Raw genomic sequence first — 24019 nt, forward strand, 5'->3', positions numbered from 1 at the left:
CATGGACGGATCAATTACCAAATTACGCATCGTTTCGTTGCCGGGTCCGGATACCTCCGGCAAAGGTGGACTGGGTGGCCTCGGCAGTATGGATGCCAGCACCATTGCATCCACCCTTACCACGAAAATATTTGAAGTGCAGATCAACCCGGAATCCATCAGCAGGAGCTTTAGTATCAAGTATAATGAACCTGATACCAAAGGAACACCCGGAACGGAACTGCAGTTTGATAAAGTAAATCCGGAAGAACTGGAACTCCGCTTTATCATGGATGGTACAGGCGTAGTAGCGCAAAGCACTATGCCCTCTGCCGACCTGATAGGCAGCGTAATGAATGCATTGCCTGCGGAGGCACAGGGCGCCTATGTACCGGTGAGAGTGGCGCAATTGCAGGCCGCCGTATATGACTTCAAAGATGAAAGCCATCGTACACCTTTCCTGCTGGTGCAATATGGTAAGCTGGTCTTCATGGGACTTCTCATGAGCATGGACATCAGTTACAATCTTTTTAGTCCGGATGGTATTCCGCTCCGCGCGGAAATAACGCTCAAGCTCAAAGCACATACGCCCTTTAAAGATAGTATGGCATTGCTGTCGCTGTTGTCGCCCGATCTTAGCCGCCACCACATGGTGCTGGCAGGAGAAAATATCCTGCGCATCTGTGATGATGTTTATGAAGACGAGAAATATTACCTGGAAATAGCAAAGGCTAATAAGCTCACCAACTTCAGAAACCTGCAACCCGGTACACAGCTTATTCTTCCACCCATCGATAAAACCACGAAAAAATGATCCTGCCACAAACAGCGGAAACGCAGAACAGGGAGACACACAACGTAGCCGTGACCGTTAGGGCCGACGGCAAAGAAGTGACCATGTCTCCAGGTGGCCTGATATCTCTTTCGGTAGGACTGGAATTCAACCGGATTCCCTGGGCCAGGCTGGTATTTGCCGATGGCTCCGTGGAAAAACAGGAGTTTGCCAAAAGTAATCAGGACTTTTTCTCTCCCGGTAAAACAGTGGAAATTCTGCTGGGATATGACCAGAAGGAAGAAACTATTTTCAAAGGTATCATCATTCGCCATGCGGTGAAAGTGCAGCAGGACCGCTATTTCCGGCTGGAGATAGAATGCAGGGATGCTGCTGTGAAAGCAACGGTAGCCCGCAGGAGCCGCTACTTTTACGATGTTTCTGATAAAGACCTGGTGCAGGATATCCTCAACAGTTATCCCGATGTAAGCGCCGGCACCATGGAAAGCCCCGGCTACACCCATAAGGAGCTGGTACAATACAATGTTACTGACTGGGACTTCATGCTGCTGCGCGCAGATGCGAATGGTCTTTGTCTGCATTTGGACGCGGGTACCCTGCATATGAAAAAGCCCGCAGTAAAAGCAACGCCGGATCTGCAGGTGCAGTTTGGCATAGGCAATAAAGGCATTCCTATACTGGAATTTGAATCAGAACTGGATGCGCGGGATCATTACCCTTCGGTGAAAGGAAGTACCTGGGATTACACCCGGCAGGAGGTAGCAGAGGAATCGGCAGGAGCAGACAGCAGCGGCGCAGGCGGTTTGTTGTCAGGCGTAGCAGGCGCACTTACCGGCGGCGGTGGTGCACAACGCGATTTTCCGGATGTGCTGTATAAAGATAATCCTGTACAGCTCTATCATGGCGGCGATATGGATACACAGGAACTCAGCGCATGGGCGGCAGCCAAACAGCAACGGGGAACATTGTCTCACGTAAAAGGCCGTGCCGCTGTAAATGGAGTGAAAGTACTACCCGGCGACACCCTGGAGGTAAACGGAGTTGGAGATCGCTTTAACGGTACCCATCTCATTACAGCAGTATTACACCAGGTGATCAATGGCAACTGGAAAACAGATATACAATTTGGCTGGAATAAAAATTTTGCGGCAGACACAACAGAACCTGCCGCCCCGGATGCTGCGGGCCTTGTCAGCGGTATTCGTGGCCTGCATGCAGGCATCGTGTCTAAGTTAGAAGGCGACAGTCGCAGTGGCGACTATCGCATACAGGTGCGCTTACCTTTTGTAGCACAAAACCCCAATAGCACCAGCGCAGATGGCATCTGGGCAAGAATGGTGAACATTTATGCCGGCGATCAGCGTGGATTTATTTTCAGACCGGAAGTAGGAGATGAAGTGATTGTTGGCTTTATCAACAACGACCCCAATGATGCGGTAGTACTCGGTGCAGTACACAGCGATAAAAATGTGGCGCCACAACAGCTGCCGGCCAGCGACCAGAATGCCAAAAAAGGATTGATATCCAAAGCAGGTATGCAATTCATTTTTGACGATGATAACAAGAAAATTCTACTCAGCGCAGGAGATGACAACAGCCCGAAAATAGAGCTGGATGGGAGTGGACAGAAGATCAGTATTACACTGGACGCAAGTACTTCCATTGAGTTATCGGCGCAGGGCATCAAAATAAATGGTACACGAATCGATTTAAACTGATCCATTATGCCAGGTAAACCAGCAGCACGTAACACGGATGTGCATATATGTCCCAAACCACTATCATCGCCGCCGAATACGCCCCACGGCCCCGGACAGGTAATGGCCACAGGCGCGGCAAGGGTATTTATTAACCAGCTGGCCGCCGCTGTGCAAAATGATATGTGTATGTGCGTGGAGCCAGGCAATATGATCAAAAAGGGTTCTTCTTCTGTATTCTTCGGTAGTCAGGCCGCAGCACGACAAATGGACGAAACCACACATATGCCCGGAGGCATGATTCAAACAGGTTCACCCAATGTATTTATAGGAGGATAAAAACATCATCATGGAATATTTATTCTTAAATCCGCAAAACGAACAAAAAGCCTTTCTCGGTAAAGGCTGGGCATTTCCGCCGGCCTTTGACCGTACTACCGGCAAAGTAGGGATGGCACAATATGAAGAAGATATTGACCAGAGCCTGCGGATATTATTCAGTACCAGCGTGCGTGAACGGGTGCTGCAACCAGACTTCGGCTGTAATCCCGAAGACTATGTTTTTTCCGCGCTCAACGTCACTTTTCTTACTTACCTGGAAGACCTGATCCGGAAAAATGTAGCCAAATACGAAGCACGTATAAAAATACTGTCGCTCGTAATTGCACCCACAGAACTGGAAGGTACACTGGAAATACAGATGGACTATGTAGTCAGAACGACTAATAACAGGTTTAGCATCGTATACCCATTTTATAAACAAGAGGGCACAAACGTGGAGTTATGATACTACACTGCAACACATTACGCCATCCGTTGATACATGGAGGCACACAACAGCGGGACAGACTCCTGATCAGTCTTATTCCCGATCAGCTAAAGCTGGATGATCGCGCTATAGAAGAATTGATTGCCTTTGCAGGTGGATTGTCTGCGCATGTACGCCACTGGGGACCAGACAACAAGGAAGCCGGCGACTGGCTGCCTTTCTGGGAATCTGATACCACCAGTTTGTTAGCCATCCTCGCTGCGACTGACCTGGACAGTCCGCGTACTGCTTTCCGCTCAAAGGAAATACTGTATCGCCGCCGCAGAAAACAGGAAGACATGGGCACCGCCAAACCCGGTGAACAGTCATCTGCTGCTATTATGGAGGAGATGATCAAAAGCACCGAATGCGGTATCTACGGACTGGCCATCACAATCCTTCATATCTGCCAGAAAATTCCGGTGGATCATCCACTGAAACAGGATATCCTCAATGTGATCAGCAGCATGCTGCCAGATCCGCTATATCGCCTGATACAATTTCATAAAGCCATAGATCCCAACGCGATTAAATTGTATGAAGGATTTATTGGTACCTACGGCTGCGCTGCGCCATGGGGGCTAAAAGACAAAGCTGCCTTCGAATGCATAGATTTCGTTTTACCGTATGAATATATCGATGAATTGTGGAGCCTCTTTCTGAAGTTCTACAAAGCATTGTCCATCATACTGGAAAAAGTACGGAAAGCTTTTCAGAGCTCTCTCCGTTCCCGCCACAATCATGAACCACATATTGCACTGTTCATTACTTTCCTGCATCTTTTTAAACACCTGCAGGATGAACTCAACAGTCAGGTAGAAAAACATTTGCTGTTTTATTACCACGATGTATTGCGCCTGGAGAAAAGGCAACTATTGCCTGATAAAGTGCATGTGGTATTTGAGCTGGCACTCAAACTGCCACCACATCTCATCACTGCCGGTACGGAACTCAAAGCAGGTGCGGACAGCAACGGACTCCCCATGAGTTACGCATTGACAGATGAACTGGTGATTTCACCTGTAAAACTGGTGGAACGTCAGAACCTGTATATGAGAGACGAAATACAAAACGGCGTACCCATTAAACGTGCCTATGCGTTACCGGCCGCTGATAAAAGAGATGGCCTGGAAGAAGAGTGGCCGGCAGGTACAAAAGCATGGCGGGCACTTTCAGGAGAAACGGTATACGACAGACTGATGTACCAGAACCGGAAAATTCAGGGCCTGCTGGATCTGTATGAAACACGTCCCGTAGCTGTGATCAAAGAACAGCTCAAACTGGCTAAAAAACTGGAACAGCTGCAGGCTTATGCAGGATTTAGTGTAAGCAGCACAGAACTCTGGATGGCCAATGGTTTGGATCGGATGATCTCCATGGAGTTCCTGTGCAATGGTATCGATATCGTGGACATACTGGATAACTTCCAGGTGGAAATTTCCACAGAAAAAGGTTTGATGAAGTTGAACCTGTATGATGGTAGCGTTTCAGATTATTATGGCACCTACAATAATACCGGCATGCCCGATGAAATGCTGACTAAAATCCGGAATGAGTTTTACCAGGCAGTAGGCTATGCGCAGCAATCAGGAATTGCACCGGATGCCCAATTCAGCCTGTACAACAGGGTAGTGAGCGTAACACCATATAGCGGAGGTGATCTGAACAAGGCAGAAATGGTGAAGAAAGATGGCATGACAGCCTGGACACAACGGATCATCATCTGGTTACATCCAACATTCCCCGCTGTACTACCTATAGATGATCATACACCTCCTTTTATCCGTTTTAAAACGAAGGATTTAAAGGAAGACGATATCACCGTATGGCAGGCGAAAGTGTTTACCTATAGTGGTGAATTGTACAGGTATGCAGAAACCCCAACGGAATTTCTGGGTGAGTTGATCCAACCTGGTCAGCCAGGTGTCTTCTACCGGCAAACACCGGAAGGACAAGTGGAATCCAGGAATCAGCTGGTGATAGGTAAAACAACATCGGTGGTTTATATCCGGTTCCAGGAGTTGTTTTTCAAAGACCCCGCCTATTTTTATATGTGGCATGCCGGTAATGATTCCCTGTCTTTGAACAACAAAGCATTTTTGTATAATGGGGATTGGAAGGTAATACAGGATAATGGTGGACCAGACATTGCAGGATACACCGAAAAAGAAGGTCCGCTGCAGGCGTCCGGGAAATTCCCGGTAGATTTATCCGGTAATGTGTCCGGCTGGATCAGGATGGACGCTATCTGGGAGGGAGATAATTTTTATGTACTCGATGCCAATAATTTTGTATTTGCCTATCGTACTAACCCGGTAACTATCCTGGCGGATCAGATACTGTATCCGAGAACCGATGGAAGACTGTCCAGCAGACACTTTTTCAGCGCCTTCAACTCTTTGGGTAACTGGGAAGATTTATCTGGTGAAGGTATCAGCCCTGCGCCGGTGATGACGATGCCGGAACCACAACAACCTATTGGCCCGGAATTGTTTGATAATCGTCGTCCCAGACCAGCTCCTGCAAACGGTAATCTCTTCCTGGGCTTTGAACAACTGACGCCCGATCAAACATTGTCACTGCTATTCAAAACGGCTCCTGGCACCGGTAATCCGGATCACTATGCACCGGATATTGCCTGGTCTTACCTTGCAGATACCTGGATCGAATTGCCGCCGCAATATATACTCAAAGATACTACGCTGGGCATGCAGCAAACCGGTATTATCCTTTTCCAGATTCCGGACGATATCAAAAATGGTAATACCGCTATTACCGGAAAGGATGGTCGTACGGACCTTTACTGGCTGCGCGCTTCTGCCGTAGAAATACCGGAAGATGATGTGATGGTAGATGCCCTGCCTATGCTCATCGATATTCATGTGAATGCAGCAGAGGCTGAATTCCGCGATAATAATAACACAGAAGATCACCTGACAGACGGCATCCCGCCGGCTACGATTACTGCGCTGAAGTTCCGGGATGTGAGCGTGAAATCTGTCACCCAGCCATATGCTTCTTTCCATGGCCGCACCTCCGAACAATCGGATCGGGATGGCTATCTCACACGGATACACGAAAGACTCCGTCATAAAGACAGGGCCGTCACTACCTGGGATTATGAAAGATTGCTGCTCGAAGCTTTCCCTGAAATAGATGTGCTGAAATGTTTGCCACATTCCCGCCGCATTTATACCGCACGGCCGGGACATGTAACGGTAGCGGCGATACCGTTTCCCAATAAGATGACCGGCAACCGTATGTTCTATCCCATTTTCGAAGCAGGAGAGCTAACCTCGATGAAACAATTCCTGGCTGCACGAAACAGCTATTTCGTGGGCGGATACGGAGAGCCTGGTTTCTGCTGCTGCAACGACGACTGCGGATGCGATGATGGACATGATCGCCTCGATGTTATCAATGCCCGGTTTGAACCTATCAGGATACGGGTATGTGTACGCTTTTATCCGGGAAAAGATATTCCGTACTATACCAAGGCGCTGAATGAGGCATTGAAATTATTCCTGGCGCCATGGGCTACCGGTAAGAAACCACTATTGTTCGGTACACCGGTTAACAGAACCCGTTTACTGCAGTTCCTGGAAAACCTCGACTACGTAGATGTGGTAACGAATCTTAAAATAAAACATTTCTCTTCCCGACAGATGGCGGAAGAATTTGAGGATATCCTGGAATGGAGCGAGGTAGATGTGATTACACCGTATACCGCTGCCTCTGTACTTACCACTTACCTGGATCGCCTTAATGAAGACAATCCCAATGTAATAGATCACGACATCAACGTGATCAAAGACAATGACCGCTGTGCCTGTGGCGGTTGTGAAGAGGACCGGCCACCAACGTTAGCGGTTGATGAGTATGTGACACCGGCACCGGAAAAAAAGGATACTTACACCGTGCCGGATAAAACCCCGGCGCCGGCAAATGCCGATACGGTCAAAGTACCGGATACCACACCGGTAGCGATTAAGACAGATACCGTTAAGACACCGGCAGCAAAGGAGCATACAAAGCAATTGCACGATTTGCTGCTGAAGGCCTGGCAGCCTCGCCTCATACATGCAGACGCAATTATCAAGGCCATGGTAAAAGTGCTGAAGAAAGAAGTAGAAGAGAAAGTACTGACAGGTAAAATTCCAACAGACCCACGAAAAGGAGTCGCCGGAGAACATGCATACCGTATTACGCCCGTGTTGCAAAACAACCTGGTGACTGCCATGACAGTGGATCTTACATTCACTCCCGGCAAATTCACTACTATCAAAATAGATAAGCCCCAAAAATAAATTAACGTATGAGTACTTCTCTCATCATACCTAAAGATCCGTTGTATCCACCTTCCATGGACTGGCAATTGCTGCGCCGGGAAGGGATCCGGCATATCGAAAATCTTGCCTCAGATATCTGGACAGATTATAATTTACACGATCCGGGTATTACCATCCTGGAGATACTTTGCTATGCGATCACGGATCTGGGGTATAGAAGCAATATGTCGCCGGCCGACCTGTTTGCAGTGCCCAACAACGATTCATTTTACACTGCTGCCCAGATACTGCCCTGCGCGCCGGTAACCGCCCTGGATCTGAGAAAGATCCTGATCGACATGCCCGGCGTACAAAATGCCTGGGTACAGCAACTGGAAGATGCTGAAGTGCGCTTCTTCTGGCCGGATGGTTTCCTGGATGCATACGCCACGGCACAATTGCAGCCCTATTTCGATATGGTTGGAGGAACGATCACATTACCGAAGATAGACAGCATAGATACGGAACTCCTGAAAGCTTTCAATAGCTGTATCAGTGATAAAGAAAAAGAAGCCGCCAGGCAAAAGTTCCGGGAAGGATTAGTGGACAGGCTGCTGAAAGCTAATCCCGATGAAGGATTCAAAAAAGTGATGTTGCTCTACATGGCAGCAAATTACTACGATGAATCATTATTCTTTGTAGAAAGCTACCTGCTTAGCCTGGATGTTCCATTAGATCCTGCAGACGACTTCAATTCCTTAATCAATTGGCTGGCTGCACTGCGCAGCGATATGGGCGGATTTAACGGCTTGAGCGATCTGATTGCATTGATAGATAACATCAAGGACCTGCAGGCGTTCTTCTACTTTGATCCTTTGCTATGTCTTTATTTCGCAGGTAGTCTGCGTATCGGTGAATTGCCTGAAAAAGATCAGCCGGCAGACTATAACCTCTTCCTGCCACAAGGTATCTACAGCGTTACGCTGCGACTGGAAGAAGGGTTTGAAGGAGATGAAGCGGACATCATTGCAGAAGCTAAAAGAAGACTGCATCGCGTACGCAACCTCAGTGAAGATTTTCATCCGGACGTACATATTTCGGAAACAGTAGGGTTGGGGTTGGACCTGGCGTTGGAACTCGATCCTGCCGCTGATAAATGGGAGGTGCTGACCAACGTATATCGCGCCGTAGCACATTATTTATCTCCTGTTATCCGTTTCTACAGCCTGGAAGAAATGATGTATCGCTATGCACAGTTTGAAATAGACCGGGCGGTAATAGACGCTTTGCAGGCGGCACAGCTCCCGGATGAATTGACGACTGCCCTGCAAAGCTTATTGAATAAACGTATCACCGGAGATACCGCCTTCAAAGCCGCCGTAACAGGGGTATGGGATCCCGTTGCCATGGATGATTATTACAGCGATGTGTTCATACAGGCAAAAAAATACTATAACGCAGACCCGGTGTATAAAGGACCGTTGCTGCAGCATGGCTTTATTGATGAAGCAGAACTGCTGCAGGCGCAACCCCGGCAAACGGTATATCGTTCCGACCTTTACCAGATTATTGCCGCGGTAACAGGCGTGGTGCAGATCGAAAGACTGGATATGTACCTCTGTAAAGATCGTGATGATAATGTGAGTGTCGAAAAATGGTGTATTGAGTTAGACTGCAAATGTCTCCCGGCTCTCAGCATTGACTGCTCGTCTTTTGCGGTTATCTCCCATTACAAAGAAGTGCCGGTAGACATGCTCCGGCTGAAAGAATACATGGATGTACACCCGGACAGTACCACCAAAATAAACCGGGAACAGCAACTGGATCTGCCGGTGCCGGATGGTCGGGTGCTGACTGATCTGACGGACTTTACCAGCGTGCAGGAAGATTTCCCGCGCACCTATAAAATCGGTAATACGGGAATTTCTAAAAAGCAGCCAGAGCTGCGCCAGGCACAGGCCAAACAGTTGAAGGGATATCTCTTTTTCTATGATCAGCTGCTGGCCAACTATCTGACCCAGCTTTCCAGTGTAAAAACTTTTCTGTCTGTTAAAGGTGATGATGCCACCATGTACCAGGCATTGTACAACATCCCCGGCATAAAAGAATTATTGCTGGATTATAAAGGGGCGCAGGTAGTGGAATCCACCCTCAATAAAGTAGACCCCAACCCGGAATGGGAGGCATTTAAAGCTGATGATCAAAACGCATACATCACCGCATTGAAGCAACTCACAGAAGGTAGTGATACCGATCAGCAAATTTACCATAACCGCCTGCTGGATCATATGCTGGCGCGTTTCGGGGAACAGTTCACCGATTATGCACTTCAGTTGTACCGCATCGAAATGCCGCTCTCTGATGGAGATGCGTGGGCGATCGATGAAGGGCTGCCGGAAAGTATTGCAGATAAACAACGCTTCCTGCAACAGGTGCCTGCATTAGGTGCCAAACGCGGTAGCGGCTTTATATACCAGTTTGAAAAAGATGAATTGCGTTACTGGAAAACAGATAACGTAGAAGGTGTTCGCAAAAGAGTATGCGCTATCCTGGGCATGTCTGATGCTACCAGGCATACCATCACCTGCGAGCCTGTATTTGAAGTCGGCGTAGGCGAAACGGACAACCTCGGAAATACCAGTGCTGAAACGGAATATGTTTTTTATATCAGGCCACAAGGAGCTGGGGGCGCACGTTTACTGGTGAGCGTTGAACGATTCAGAAGTTTTGAACAGGCTAAAAAAGCAAGACTCGATTTCCTCAACAGGGCTGGTGATGGCAGTGCCTACGATATCGTGGATGAAAACGTAGTTGGCTTCTGGCTGAATATACCGCCTGCTTCACGCACTATTAAAAATGCGCTGATGCTGGAACCTACCCCAGGTCGTGAAGGGGCTGCAAAACGCTTGGAATACCTCAGGGGACTGGCCTCCGGTAACTGCAACGACGACAGTTTCCACCTGCTGGAACATATTCTTTTACGGCCGCGTAATACCACTTTTACGCAGTTGTTGACCCCCATGATCTGTTGTCCGGAAGATGTGACAATGCTAGATCCCTACTCCTTCTGGATCACCATCGCATTGCCGGACTGGGCAGACCGGTTTAAGGATAGTGACCGGCTGGAAGTGTTTATGCAAACGCTTCGCCGCGAAATGCCCGCACATCTTTCCGTACGGTATGTCCTGTTAAGCAGAACCGATATGCTGGCATTCGAGGCCACCTATAACGAATGGATAAAACGGCTCTGTACTAAACAACAGCCGGGTCTTGCTGAAGCCAATGATGCGCTGGTAACGCTGATGAATAACTGGAAGGAAAATCAGATTCATTATTTCTAACAACCCGATTCATGAAAGAAACTATTGATACCTGTTTTGCCGGCAACGGCGTAGTTTGCGGTCTTGATGTACACGTAAATACAGATTGCTCTATTGAAGTAACAGAAGGTACCGTTATACTCCCTGATGGCACGATATTACATACCCCGCAAAAGAAGTTCCGGTATTACGTAAAGCCCCTGCCCGCAGGGAATGATAATGGGGAGACAACCACCAATAACAGCCAGGCGGTTAGTCAGTTTATGCTCGCTTACCTGAAACTGGATAAGCTGGATCCGAAACATATGGAGTTCCTGCAACTGGCAGCAGATGGCGCAGCACCCGATACCGTAGACTCATTGAAGCAACAACACCCAGATGATATTCCGGAACGGAATCTTAACAGGGATAAAATTATTTTATTATTGGCGCTCCCCGGTAATGAGGAATCAGGGCCTGATTTATACTGGATACTCGTTACCCGCAATGCCATGGCAAGAGCGGCAGGGATAGAAGCACCGAAAGAAGACGATGACCAGTCGCTTTTTTCCAAAGCATTTTCGCCCGATGATATTGACATTGCCGCAGTAGATTCCTTTCTGCGCCCTGTATTACAACTTCCGCTGTTAACCATTCCCCGCTTCGGTTACCGGAAACTGGCGATTGTTAATCCGGCAATAGGTTTAAAGGAAAGTAACCTGCAACCACCTTTCCAAACGGTGACTACCTACGAGCAGATCTTCTTTGAATACAAAGGTATCATCGATGACTATATGCAGGAATTCCGCGATGCATTGAAATTATTGCATGACCTTTTTGGTCCGCTGCTTTCTCATAAGGGCGCGGCTACGCTGGAGTTGTACCGGAAAATCCTGGTGCTTAAACTGAATGCTTTTTATGAAGAAGGATTGCATCTCTATTACATTCAATATGTGTACGACTGGTTACGCGATCTGACTACGGCCTATAACGAACTGGTGCTAAAACTGAATGGCTACCGCGGCAAATGCACCTGTACGGACCTCACTGCACAGGACAGCAAAGGTTTAGTGGTATTGCTGGGACCTGTACTCGGTGGCCGTACCACCTATCAGCCCCTGATATTCCGCGACCTGGCCATCATCGCGGAAAGAGATGCCGCTATCCGGGAAGTACGCTGTATGCACTGGCGCATGATGGTGATGATACGCACTTTTGATCTTCCCTTTTTACAGCTGGATAAAGCCCTGGCCTATACTAACCAGGCGATAGAGGAGAAACTGGATTCAACAGACTACTGGGAATCGCTCGTTAATCCGGATGACAATGATGAGGTTAAAAATCTTCCCATAAAGTTAACGCCTACACGCAGTAGTGCGGGTCTCCTGGGCAAAACGGCTATTCCTTACTATTACCCGCTGGACAGCAACAGCATTTATTCTGTGCACCAGTTCTGGGATTATGAAACCACCGTGTTGCGGCGTACAGATACCCTGTTGTCGTATAATGCATATTCAGGCGATGAAGATAAGTCGTCTACCGATGTGGTCAACGATAGCTACAGCACGCGGCCGGAAGTATTGATGCCACTGGCTTTCAACTTTGAACCCATGCACTGGTTGCGGGTAGAAGGGCATATGGGAAAAACCATTGCTTTAAATGGTGATAGCAAAACCTTTTATCTCGTAGGCTTTGATCTGGGGAAATACCTGTTGGAATACAATCTCTGTGTGGATGTCATTGCCGTGATGATTAACAGTGCCACCACGCTCGCGCAGCTGCAATACCTGCCCGGGCTGGAACATAGGCCCGCCATGCAGCAGGGACAAACACTGGTGTTGATCTTCACCGACAACGATGAACAGATAGAACTGAATGAGTGCAGCAAAACAGACCGGGCGGAAATAAAAGGATACACTGTTGTGGCAGATTTCTTTTTACCCTATCGCTTTGGCTGCTGCCCTGTTACGAGTATTGATTACTACACCCTGAATCCGCAACCAATAAATCGTGGGTGATCAACAACACATCATCGGACGGATGGAAGTGCAGGTAAATGCCTCCCAACCATTGCTGGCAACCCAATTGCAACAGCAACTGGGCTATCGTTTGCATACCGCAGATTTTATCAGGCAACTGTCGGCCATGTTGGATGGGTTGGTCGGTGAAACGGAGTATATAGAAATTCCAACTATTTCTCTTTCGCTGGAATGCGCCGATGATGCAGGTTTTCATGAACAATTATTATCACAGCTGTCTATTGCCATCAAAGAACAGCTGGCAAAGCAGCAGCCGGAGAATATTATCCTGACTAACGGAAGCGAATACACGATTGCACTTCGCCTGTTCTTTTTAAAATATGGAATCCGTGCTTTTTACAATGGTGCGGATATGATTACCGCATTGCAGGAGGAAATAAAAGCATTACCCGACCGCGCACAACCGGAACTGGAACAGCTGTTGAAAACGGCGGGCAAGGAAGATCCGATTGTATGGACGCGATTATATTATCTGCTGGGCGCGGTTGGTATGAAACAATTTTTCCTGCGCACATTTTCCTGCGATGAAGCCACCCTGAAGACACTGATGGAGCAGGAATCTGCAAGAACAGGTAAGTCAACGTCATACGCTATTACAGCCCAGGGAAATGCCACCACGGCAGATACTGTCACACTTTTACCTAATAACCTATTGCCAAATGCGGAGCAGTGGCCGGTATTTTTTCAACACATGCTGTTGGAAAAGGAACGGCCGCTTTTTGTTCCAATGGCGACCAACAGAGAAAATACCGGTGCCTCTATCCGTACTAACGCCGTTAATCCTACTGTTACTTCAGCTGCTTCTCCGGTAGCTGTTGCCATGTCACTGGCAGCCCAGTTGCAACGCGGACTGCAAATCGAAAATGCCGGGTTGGTATTGCTCTGGATGGAATGTGGCCGGCTTTTCAGAACGTTGGGTTATGTGGTGGACCGGCAATTTATTGATGAAGCCGCACAGCAACGGGCCATCCTGTTGCTGCACTATATCTGTTACGGCAATGCTGCCACCGGTGGGGAAGAAGACTGGTTGTTGAATAAACTGCTCTGCGACTGGCCCCTGCATATGCCCGTAGATCCGGGATTGTCGCCTGATGACACAGCGAAGCAGGCAGCAGAAGAAATGCTGTCAGCATACATGGAAGCATGGCGCAAAGACCGGAAATTTTCAGCATCCTGGTTCAGTACTGCTTTCCTGCAAAGAGAAGGACAACTGTCACGCCGCAACGATGGTGCCTGGATGTTGACCGTAAATACCCGGACAGAAGATATTCTCATTAACAAGGTATCGATGGTGAAATATGCCTGGATGCCACAAATATTATACGTGCAGTGGTAAGCTGCAGATGTATTGATTTACCCTGAAATGACTCCATGAGCGAAAGCGGTGTCCATAACGCGCCTCCCAAGGCTGGCCTCAAAGCAGGTAAACTTTTCCGGAAAGAAGAGTCGCCGCAGCGGCGTGCGTCCCAACAGGCACCACCTTTTTTTGCCGCCACTATTTCCAGGGAAATGGATACAGAAGCGGCCATGCCGGATATTCAATCTTTATTTATACCCGGTATCAGCAGGACCGCCGAAGCCGCACCCGTGCAGGCAAAATGCAAGGACTGTGAACAGGAAGAAGAAATAAAACGCACCGCTTCGGAAGAAGAAGCATCGGTGCAGGCGAAATGCAAAGACTGCGAACAGGAGGAAGAAGTAAAACGCACCGCTTCGGAAGAAGAAGCAATGGTGCAGGCGAAATGCAAAGACTGTGAACAGGAGGAAGAAATAAAACGTACCGCATCGGAAGAAGAAGCAACGGTGCAGGCAAAAAGTACAGAAGAGGAAGCGTCCGTGCAACGTTCTGCTGAGGAAGAAGAAACCGTACAGGCAAAATGTGCAGATTGTGAAGGCGTGGAGCAACTGCATACCAAGCCAGACGAAGCCACCGCCACAGTGCCTATGCCGGTGCAGGCCAGTCTGAAAGTAGGCAGCCCCGATGATCCACAGGAAATAGAAGCCGACCGGATGGCCGAAAAAGTATTGCGCATGCCGCAGCTATCGTTTACCGGTGGTGGCGGCAGTCGCCCGGAAGGTAATGGCAATAATAATATTCAACGGAGTGAGGAGGAGGGAGAAGAGGTACTCACTAAACCCGTAAAGGGGTTACAACGCGCCGGTGATGGCAGTTTCCATACCAGTGATAGTTTTTCTGCCCGTCTCAAAACAAGCGAGTCCGGAACTCCGCTGGCCGAGCCGGTACGGAAAAACATGGAAAGTGCGTTCCAGGCCGATTTCAGCGCAGTGCGTATTCATACCGGCACAGAAGCGGCTTCGCTGAGCCAGGAAATCGGAGCGCAGGCATTTGCTTACCAGCATCATATTTATTTCGGAGAAAACAAGTACCAGCCGGAATCGACCAGTGGCCGTTTCCTGCTGGCACATGAACTTACGCATACTGTCCAACAGGGCGCTGCTAAAACCGTGCAACGCGATGAAGAGAAAGGGGAAGAAAAGGAAACCTCCTGGACAGATATGCTGCTCAATGGCGCTGAATCTGTATTGCAATCGCATTTGCCGGCAGATATTTACGAGTTCTATAAAGACGTAAAAACACAAGGTGTTTTTGGTTATATCAAAGGCGCATTGTTCGACCTTTTCCGGGAACTCTTCAATGGATTAGGATTTTCAGATGAGCAGTTTATGCTCATCATCCAGATATTTATTCATCTTAAAAATCAGCTTCCCGTTATCCTCGATGGGCTTTCCAAAGGCGATTGTAAGCCGTTGTTTGCTGCATTAAACCTGCTCTCTGTGGTGGTGAAAGCCATTGCAGGTGCCGTATGGGACCGGCTGATGGAAGCCATCGAGCCACTGCGACAATGGCTGAATAAGATCTGGGATACCTATATGGCGCCCGCACTCGACAAGGTTACCGCCTTTGCGGGCAAAGTGTGGGACCGCATCAAGGATTTTGGCAGATGGATCTGGAATAAATTTGATGCCATCATCATTCAGCCCTACCGCGATGCCTGGGCCTGGATCTGTAAAAAACTGGGCATCAACAGCTCCGATGAAGGTGGCTTCATGGACTTTGTGTCGGCCAAACTAAACGAAGCGTGGCAGTTTATTAAAACACAGCTACGCCCGGTGATAGAACCAATACAGAGCGTGATCAGCGGTATCGGCGCGATGATTAATATGGATGCCATCCGCAAGATGCAGGAGGATGCCACCAAATGGCTGGACAGTGTAGCAGATACAGCTACTGCCATGGGGAATGATGATGATGCGGTAGCCAACAAACAAATGACGCTGCGGGATGTATTACTGCCGGCTCTCAATAAATCGATCGACCGGATAAAAGTAACCATCATTGCCGCAGGCCAATGGGTTCTGGAAAAAGTAAATAATATAGCCGTTAACGTAAGTAGCTTCTTCAGTGGGCTGCAAAGCAACGAATATCTCAGCCCGGTGTATTCACTCGTGAGCTGGGTGCCTAAAGCTATCGACAGCATCAAGGATTGGGCGGAAGATAAAGTGGTATGGATCTTTGAACGTATTTACGCCGGCATGGAAGATGTGCGTGCATTTATGCAGCGCGTAATAGATATGCTCCTGAAGCTGGTGGCAGTAGCGGGAAATGTATTGGACTTTTTGGGCGATTTCATCCTCGGCCCTTTTGCCCTGGTACCGAAGTGTATTAAAGATCCTGTCATGGACTGGCTCACAGAGGTGATCCTGAAAAAGATCCCGGTCATTGCCGAGTTCATAGACCTGAAAGAAAAGTGGCCGCAGATCAAAGCAGCAGCGCTCACTGTGATACAACAGGTGTTCGTGGATGGTAAACTGGCCCGGGGCCTCTGGACGTTCTTCCGCAATCTGCTGAGTTTGATCGGCATCGATCCTACACTCGTCACTGCAGTTATTGCGAAGGCCGCTCATAACTTCTCCGACATCATCAAAAAACCGGGTGAGTTCCTGAAGAATGTATGGAACGTGATCAAAGGAGGCTTTGTCCGCTTCTATGATAATCTCGGTACACATATGCTGCATGGCGCGCTGGAATGGCTGTTTGGTGAAGTGAAAGGAGCCGTGGCTGTAGCACCGCCAGCTGATTTTTCTCTGCGTAATATACTGGGATATGTGCTGGATCTTTTCGGCATCAACATGGAGAATGTATACAAACGGATGGAAGAGAATCCAAAGATAGGCAAGGAGCGTGTAGCCAAGATGCGGAAAATGCAGGATGTGTTGACAGGCGCCCTGGAATGGGTGACCGTTTGGATAAAGGAAGGCGCAGAAGGACTGCTCCGCAAAGCCAAAGCAAAACTGGACGACCTCACGGATATGGTCATCAGTGGCATTGTTAGCTGGGTGTCAGAAAAAATATCTGCAGAAATTATGAAACGCCTTGCTACCAGTGCAGACCCGCTGGGCATAGGCGCTACCATCAATACACTTATCCTGGTGTATGATACGATGAAGACAGGCATTGCTTATGTAAACAAAATGCTCAACCTGGCGAACCAGGCTATGGATAACCTGGCAGAGATCATCGGCGGAAAACTGGAGCACGCACAGATAGCTTTTGAAGAAGTGCTTGCCAAGGCAGTACCGGTAGTAATTGGATTTTCGGTAGAAGTAATTATCGGACCAGTAGGTGATAAGATCAAAGATATCGTAACCGCGGGCCGCAAAAAAGTAGATGATGCGATAGACTGGCTGATCAATGGCGCACTCAGCGTGATAGATACGATCCTCAAAGCAGGAAAGGCCGCATTGAACAAAGTGCTGGGATGGTTGGGACTACGTAAGGAGTTTAAAGCCGAAGACGGAGAAATGCATACCATCTCTTTTGCCGGTTCGGAACAAAGTGCGCAGCTGATGGTACAGAGTACCCCTATGAAGTTTGACAATTGGCTGGCTGCCATTGTAGTTGATAAACCACGCAGTCCGGAAGGAAAGAAAATGCAGGCCAGGAAAGACAAAGCAAAAAATAAATATGCACAGATCACGGCAGTTGAAAAGAAGAAAGAAACACCTAAGTATACTGCGGAAGACAAAGAAAAAGAGATCAGGGCACTGATGGATCAACTAAGCGTTATAATGGGGCCTTTGTTCAAGAAAGACATCGTTGGATTTATTGATCCGGAACTGACGTTTGGCGCCCTTAACGCAACGACCCAATTCGGTACGGAAATGCATACGAAAAAGCTGACGAAGAAGAGCAAGCTGGTAGGCACTGAACCGAATCAGGGTATGGCTCCTGCATCATATAAAAATATGAAACGCCGTAGGAAAGATAGCGGTCCATACTATATACTCGGGCATTTATTAAATCAACAGGTGGGAGGAAGCGGTGACGACTACAGAAATCTGACGCCGTTGACCGGAAAGGCAAATGCTACTCATCGTGACATGGTAGAGCAGAATGTTAAAAAAGCCGTGGAAAGCGGTTTAATGGTGGACTACCTGGTAAAACCTACTTATAACCTGACGACACCGGCTCCATGGTCGGCAGCAGAAGCCGCCAAAATACCTCCCGGAGAGGATTTGAAAGAGATACTTTCCATTAGAAAGGATGAGCGGAATGTGCCATCCTCCCTTAGTTGTACCGCATTATTTGTGGATCCAGCTACCTTGAAACAAACGAAAATAGTAAGTAAAACGATAGATAATAAAGTCGATCAGCGACCTGAATCCTATTATTTAACTGAACGGACGAAGGATCCCGTATACCTGGATTGTGGTAACGCCAAAAAAATAGAGAAGGGAATTGATAACATGACGGAAGACTGGGCCAAGGCGATTGTTAAGATCATGAAGGACCGCAAAGGTGTAAGATTTGCCACTTACCAGTCGCTCATTGAATATAAACTGAACGGTAAGTTTGTATTCAGTAAAAGAGAACGGGATAAGCTAAATGTAATACTGGCTCCAACATATGTAAAACTATATACAACATAACATCTATGCGAAGCTTCATTCAAATGTTATTGGCATTGCTTACACTGACGGTGATGATCTGGGTAGTATGGCAGGGATACCTGCTGTTAAGGCAGGAGCAGCTGGGACTGGAACCCGGTACGCGGGCCATGGTAATCATCTTTGCGGCAGTGGGTATTATTTGCACCTTCATCCTCAGTAATGCGATCAGCAATCATGGTGATAAGATTATGCAGGGAAAGCAGTTCACCTATCGGGCAGACCTATACGAAAAATGCCTGGATGCCTGGCAGTCTGTAGTAGATGAGCTGGCAGCGGAGCAACAAGAGAAAGTCAACCTGGATTTTCAGGAACTGGAAGTTCAGTTGGGGTTGATCGCATCTGCTAAAGTAATCAAAGCATTCCGCGAACTGCAACACGCTGCGGCAACAGATGGTGTACATGCAGCTGCATCGGTGGCGGCCCGGCAACGGCTGCTGCTGGCAATGCGCGAGGACATGGGAATCACGACCGATTATTTCGTGAGAAAAGAAATTCAACATCTCTCTAAATAATAATACCATGGCTGTAAAAAAACAACTGCGCCGAAAAAAGAACAAAGGAGAAGGAAGGCCGGCGCAGCAATTCTTCCAGGCGGAGCCATCGCATGAAACGGCAGAAGCCAATGCGCAGTTTTTTCCGCCAGGTGCAAAGCCACAAGCCAAATTAACCGTCAGCACTCCCGGTGATCCCCAGGAGCAGGAAGCCGATCAAATGGCGGATAAGGTGATACAACGCGCTTCCATAGATACCCATAACATGGATCAGCGGGATGACCAGGTAGGCATCGCCACAAAAAAAGAAGGCAGCGCTGCATCTGCACCTAAAGCGGTGGGGAATGCACATGCACCCTCAGGCGTGGTGCCCAAAGGAGGTGGCAATACGTTGCCCACCGGTACTGCAGCAGAGATGTCAGGTAGCTTCGGTTATGATTTTGGGAAGGTGCGTATTCACACCGGCACGGAAGCACAGGCCGCCGCGGCACAATTACAGGCGCAGGCATTTACTTATGGTGGCGAAATTTATTTCAACAAAGGAAAATATAACCCCGGTACCAGGGAGGGTAAATGGCTGCTGGCACATGAACTAACGCATGTGGTACAGCAACAGGGACAACAACTCAGCATCGTACAAAAGAAAGATGTTCCCGAAATATCTACTCCCGTACCTAAGAAAATGAAAACAGACACCGATACCGCTGGTCATGTGGTGAGTGCATCCGGACAGGTAGGTAAAGTAAAAGTGATCATACTGCCGGATATCATAGGAGAGGTGCCGCCGGGAAAATCTGCGATGACCCGTACCTCCTATGTTGCAGGAGGCCCGTCTTACGAATCTAAAAACGATAAGATATCCAAAATCGTAGGATCCGCTACCCTGGAAATTACGATTCAAACCACCTATAAACCGGGGGCTGATCCTAAGTCTACATCTGTCTACGGACGCGGTACTACCAAAAAGGATAAGAAAGCTGGTCATACCACGCTGCGTTTCCATGAAGGTAGTCATGGTTCTTTTGTATTCAGCTACCTGGCCAAACATAAAGTGCCATCCTTTGGCGGAGCCGTAGGGCAATCCGTTGACAAATTTGTAGAAGCGGGTGAAAAATACAACGAAAAAGTAGCGGAATATATGGCTAAGCTGGATGCTGCCAACGAAAAAGCAGTGGATTGTACAGGTACCAAAGATGCTGCCTGCAAACCCTGATGACCCTGAAAAATTAATATTATGTATTGGAAGAAAAAAGAAACCATCTCCACACCGGAGGAAACAGAAGAAACCGCCGTACCTGGTGTCATCGGGCAGTCTTTCCTGGCGGCATCTATGACGGTGTTGCTGAAAGTGGCCGCAGCAAGACTGGATCATTATTTCGGTAAACAGGCGGATTTTGTGCAGCCCCCATTTGAATTAACAGATGACGACTCTCCGCTGGCGAGATATGTGATAGACAATCATCTTTCTGTGGAAGAATATATCACCCTGATGCTGGCGATCTCTCCACATGCACATCCGGATCTCTTCACTTCCCTGATCAGGCAATACATGCCTAAAGGAGGCGATTTCCCGGAGTTTGGCGGGGTGAAAGGGGGCAACTATCGCGGAATCATTCCTACGGGAGAAACGGCCCTTTTCCTGCTCGCAGGAATGAACATGGATATGCGCCTGCATTATTCCTCCTGGTTAAAAGGGGAAGTGTATGGCGGGAAAATAAACGGCGCGGCGGTAGAACGTCCCACTATTTTCCAGACGGGCATCATCACGCTGGAAGACATGCGGGAAGGAGAACCTGAAATGAGTGGTCGATTATTACTTTCTCAATCAAGACTGGCGGAATTCCTGACCGGTAGAAAATGGCGGCCTTCTTTTGGTTCCAATTTCCCGGCTACTTTGCTGGAGACAAAAATGGAATGGAATGATATTGTCATTTCCCGGCAAACAGATCGGGAATTGAAAATGATCCGGCACTGGCTGAAATATCACGGCCGCATAGAGTCGGATGCCAACCTGGGCAGAAGGACCAAGCCGGGCTACCGTGCGTTGTTCTATGGCCCTCCGGGAACCGGGAAAACGTTGACGGCCAGTTTGCTCGGAAAGCAATTCGGACTGGATGTATACCGGATCGATTTGTCCCTTGTCGTGTCAAAATATATCGGGGAAACAGAGAAAAACCTCCAACAGATCTTTGACAGGGCAGAAGACTGGATCCTGTTTTTTGATGAGGCAGATGCATTATTCGGTAAGCGTACTAATGTACAATCTGCGCACGATCGTTTCGCTAACCAGGAAGTATCTTATCTCCTGCAAAAAATTGAAGAGCACCCCGGACTGGTGATCCTGGCGACCAATTTCCGTAATAATATGGACCAGGCTTTTATCCGCCGCTTCCAGACAGTGGTACCTTTCAATGCACCTAATGAACAGGAAAGCCTGGTGCTGTGGAATAATACCATGCCGGCAGATATTCCGTGGAGTGAAGATATCAGTCTGCAGGATTTTGCCAGGAAATATGAACTAACGGGCGCGTCTATCCTGAACATTGTACAGGCTGCCTCTATCCGCGCTTTATCGGAAGACAGACCCATAGATACGCAGGACCTGCTGGAAGGTATACAGCATGAGTATTATAAAAATGGTAAGTCGGTTTAACGGCAACAGCTATACGTAATCGCCGGCTGCTTAAAGTAGCACTGCGGCTGTATGGGGAGTTCCCTACAGCCGCAGCTTACATCAGAACGTTTCATTAAAAGACTCGGGCAACGTATACCCGTTGGCGTAAGGTACCGTTGCTTTCTTTACAGGCATCTTATTATTATCGCAACCATACCTTTCCAGTAAGAGATCATACACTTTTTTGCTATTTCGTTCAAAGCGGAATTTAATTTCGAAGCATTTGCTATGGCTGGTATCACTACCATCCTCGTACATATAATCTGTGTTGATGTGGAGGAGCGGTTGCAGTTTTCCCTGGTGGAAAGCCACTAAATCGGACCACGTCACATTATCTCCCATATGAGTAAGTCCTCCCTCGAGTACAATGGCCACATGTTCATCGCCCATGCGCAGTAGCTTGCTGAAGTGACCGGAGTAGCCATACATACCACCACCGCCGGCGTTTAATAAAAACGTCTGCAGCTGCCATTTATCGCCGGATTTGGCGAAGAGCAGAATATCACACCAGCCGACAGAAGCGCCGTACTGAGGCCCCTGGATAGCAAATACGGCTGCGCAGTACAGCATCTTGTCATCTTTGAAAAAGCGCAGTGTGTCCAGCTCACGGTTCATTTTTTCTGTTCCATCGCCCACTGGCGATACCAGGGAAACGGTATCATATACCGCCTTCGCCAGGCGGAGCACCTGTGCCTTGGTCAGATCGGGCTGGGTAGGAACGTTCAGGCTCCAGTTGTCCGATGGGCGGGTACTGCTGATTAATTTGATACCGGCAATTTTCCAGACGTTGTCTCTTTTCCGCAACTGGAACTGTTGTACAAAGGTGCCGCTGCCGTTGGTGGGATCTTCTACGTATACGGTGGCTTCTATATTAATATCGTTTTGCCCGATCAACAGGGGAGCCGGCTGTGCTTTCAGTATCCTCGCAGCAGTGATGCCGCCATACATATTAATGCTGGAAAACTGTGCCGGTGTGCCCCAACGGCCGCCGCTACAGTAGTTGTACGCACGATTGTATTGACGTTGATCCAGTGCCGTTATAAAAGAATCGACTACTTCAGCCGGCATCAGCGGGGGCTTCACCACCGGCATATCGGGTGAGGCGGTAGTAATAGTATCGCCGCTGCCTATTGGATAATAGGTGATGGTGCGGACAATGCTAAATCTCAATTTACTGTTTTCTGTAACGGTTTGTTTCAGCCAGTTGCCCTGTGCATCGTATTCGTACTGGTAAGTACGCACAGTGGCTGTATTTTTTCCACTGCTGGTCATGGCGGAGATATCTCCCTGCTGATTCAGTTCAATACTGCTGAAACTATTATTGTCGGGCGATTTTGCCTGTATGATTTTGGTTTTGTAGGCTTGTCCTTTTGTGTCAAATTCATTCACATACAGGATATCGTTTCCCTCGCTCACGATATGCTGTTCCATTAACTCCCCGGTTTTACGGTAGGCGTAAGTGAAATTGGTGACTGCTTTGTCAGGTATGGAAGTCTGTGTGTTTTGGACAATCATCCCTTTTTTATCGTAGCCGAATATTTCCTCCATGACAACGGTATTCCTGTTTTCATCATAGTAGCCATAGGTACGTATTTTCTCCAGCTTGTCATGATCATCATAGTGATATACTTTTTTCTGAAACCCGGTGATGCTGTCCAGGTGGTTGTTGGAATAGTAATACCTGCTATCTGTGGTATTTTTTTCCTTATTGCTGTAATAGCTTTGTTTTAATAATAGCCCGGCAGTACTATAATCGGTATTGTTGCAGTAGAAGGTGGTTTCCTTCTCTCCATTTGCCGCATATCCGTAAGTACATTCCTTCAGGGATTTCACTGGTCCGCGGAGTATCCAGTCCTTTGTAGTAATGGCACCGCGTACGGATAAATGTTGTTTGCGTAGGTTTTCATTGATATCCTGGGCATTCATCTTTAAGGATAACAAACAGAGGGCAGTTAATAATACCAGCTTATTCATCAATATATTCCAGTTTGAACGGTT

13 protein-coding genes are annotated in these 24019 nt (G+C 48.1%); 12 read left to right on the forward strand and 1 reads right to left on the reverse strand.

Features of this window, described 5'->3' with window-relative positions; translation table 11 throughout:
• The first annotated feature begins 1 nt into the window (after nucleotide 1).
• From AB4Z08_RS16015 to AB4Z08_RS16070, 12 genes are read left to right on the forward strand one after another with little or no spacing between them, the layout of a single operon-like run.
• Nucleotides 2-793, forward strand: coding sequence for a CIS tube protein (locus AB4Z08_RS16015; RefSeq protein ID WP_441574764.1), 792 nt, complete (start codon nucleotides 2-4; stop codon nucleotides 791-793).
• Nucleotides 790-2490: a type VI secretion system tip protein VgrG gene (vgrG, locus tag AB4Z08_RS16020; protein ID WP_441574765.1), complete on the forward strand. Its 1701-nt coding sequence runs from the start codon at nucleotides 790-792 to the stop codon at nucleotides 2488-2490. The genes AB4Z08_RS16015 and vgrG overlap by 4 nt, the downstream gene beginning before the upstream one ends.
• Nucleotides 2491-2496: 6 nt before the next feature.
• On the forward strand, nucleotides 2497-2808 hold the full coding sequence (locus tag AB4Z08_RS16025; protein ID WP_441574766.1) for a PAAR domain-containing protein: 312 nt from the start codon (nucleotides 2497-2499) through the stop codon (nucleotides 2806-2808).
• A gap of 10 nt (nucleotides 2809-2818) precedes the next feature.
• The gene (locus AB4Z08_RS16030; RefSeq protein WP_441574767.1) at nucleotides 2819-3256 is read left to right on the forward strand and encodes a GPW/gp25 family protein; all 438 of its coding nucleotides are present in this window, start codon (nucleotides 2819-2821) and stop codon (nucleotides 3254-3256) included.
• Nucleotides 3253-7584 carry a hypothetical protein gene (locus tag AB4Z08_RS16035; protein WP_441574768.1) on the forward strand — a complete coding sequence of 1444 codons (4332 nt, stop codon included), beginning with the start codon at nucleotides 3253-3255 and terminating at the stop codon, nucleotides 7582-7584. Before AB4Z08_RS16030 ends, AB4Z08_RS16035 begins: the two co-directional genes overlap by 4 nt.
• A gap of 8 nt (nucleotides 7585-7592) precedes the next feature.
• The gene (locus tag AB4Z08_RS16040; protein ID WP_441574769.1) at nucleotides 7593-10886 is read left to right on the forward strand and encodes a hypothetical protein; all 3294 of its coding nucleotides are present in this window, start codon (nucleotides 7593-7595) and stop codon (nucleotides 10884-10886) included.
• Nucleotides 10887-10897: 11 nt separating this feature from the next.
• Nucleotides 10898-12862 carry a hypothetical protein gene (locus tag AB4Z08_RS16045; RefSeq protein WP_441574770.1) on the forward strand — a complete coding sequence of 655 codons (1965 nt, stop codon included), beginning with the start codon at nucleotides 10898-10900 and terminating at the stop codon, nucleotides 12860-12862.
• Entirely contained in the window at nucleotides 12855-14219 is a 1365-nt protein-coding gene (locus AB4Z08_RS16050) for a contractile injection system tape measure protein (protein ID WP_441574771.1), read from the forward strand. The genes AB4Z08_RS16045 and AB4Z08_RS16050 overlap by 8 nt, the downstream gene beginning before the upstream one ends.
• Before the next feature lie 35 nt (nucleotides 14220-14254).
• Nucleotides 14255-18835: an eCIS core domain-containing protein gene (locus AB4Z08_RS16055; protein WP_441574772.1), complete on the forward strand. Its 4581-nt coding sequence runs from the start codon at nucleotides 14255-14257 to the stop codon at nucleotides 18833-18835.
• A gap of 5 nt (nucleotides 18836-18840) precedes the next feature.
• On the forward strand, nucleotides 18841-19368 hold the full coding sequence (locus tag AB4Z08_RS16060) for a hypothetical protein (protein ID WP_441574773.1): 528 nt from the start codon (nucleotides 18841-18843) through the stop codon (nucleotides 19366-19368).
• Between the two features lie 7 nt (nucleotides 19369-19375).
• Nucleotides 19376-20560: an eCIS core domain-containing protein gene (locus AB4Z08_RS16065; RefSeq protein WP_441574774.1), complete on the forward strand. Its 1185-nt coding sequence runs from the start codon at nucleotides 19376-19378 to the stop codon at nucleotides 20558-20560.
• A gap of 21 nt (nucleotides 20561-20581) precedes the next feature.
• Entirely contained in the window at nucleotides 20582-22000 is a 1419-nt protein-coding gene (locus AB4Z08_RS16070) for an ATP-binding protein (protein WP_441574775.1), read from the forward strand.
• A gap of 81 nt (nucleotides 22001-22081) precedes the next feature.
• On the opposite strand, the gene AB4Z08_RS16075 is transcribed toward AB4Z08_RS16070, so the two are convergent.
• Nucleotides 22082-23995 (reverse strand): hypothetical protein, encoded by a 1914-nt coding sequence (locus AB4Z08_RS16075; RefSeq protein WP_441574776.1) that lies wholly within the window; start codon nucleotides 23993-23995, stop codon nucleotides 22082-22084.
• Nucleotides 23996-24019 lie beyond the last annotated feature (24 nt).

The sequence above is a fragment of the Chitinophaga sp. RAB17 genome (genome assembly GCF_052114225.1).
GTDB lineage: Bacteria > Bacteroidota > Bacteroidia > Chitinophagales > Chitinophagaceae > Chitinophaga.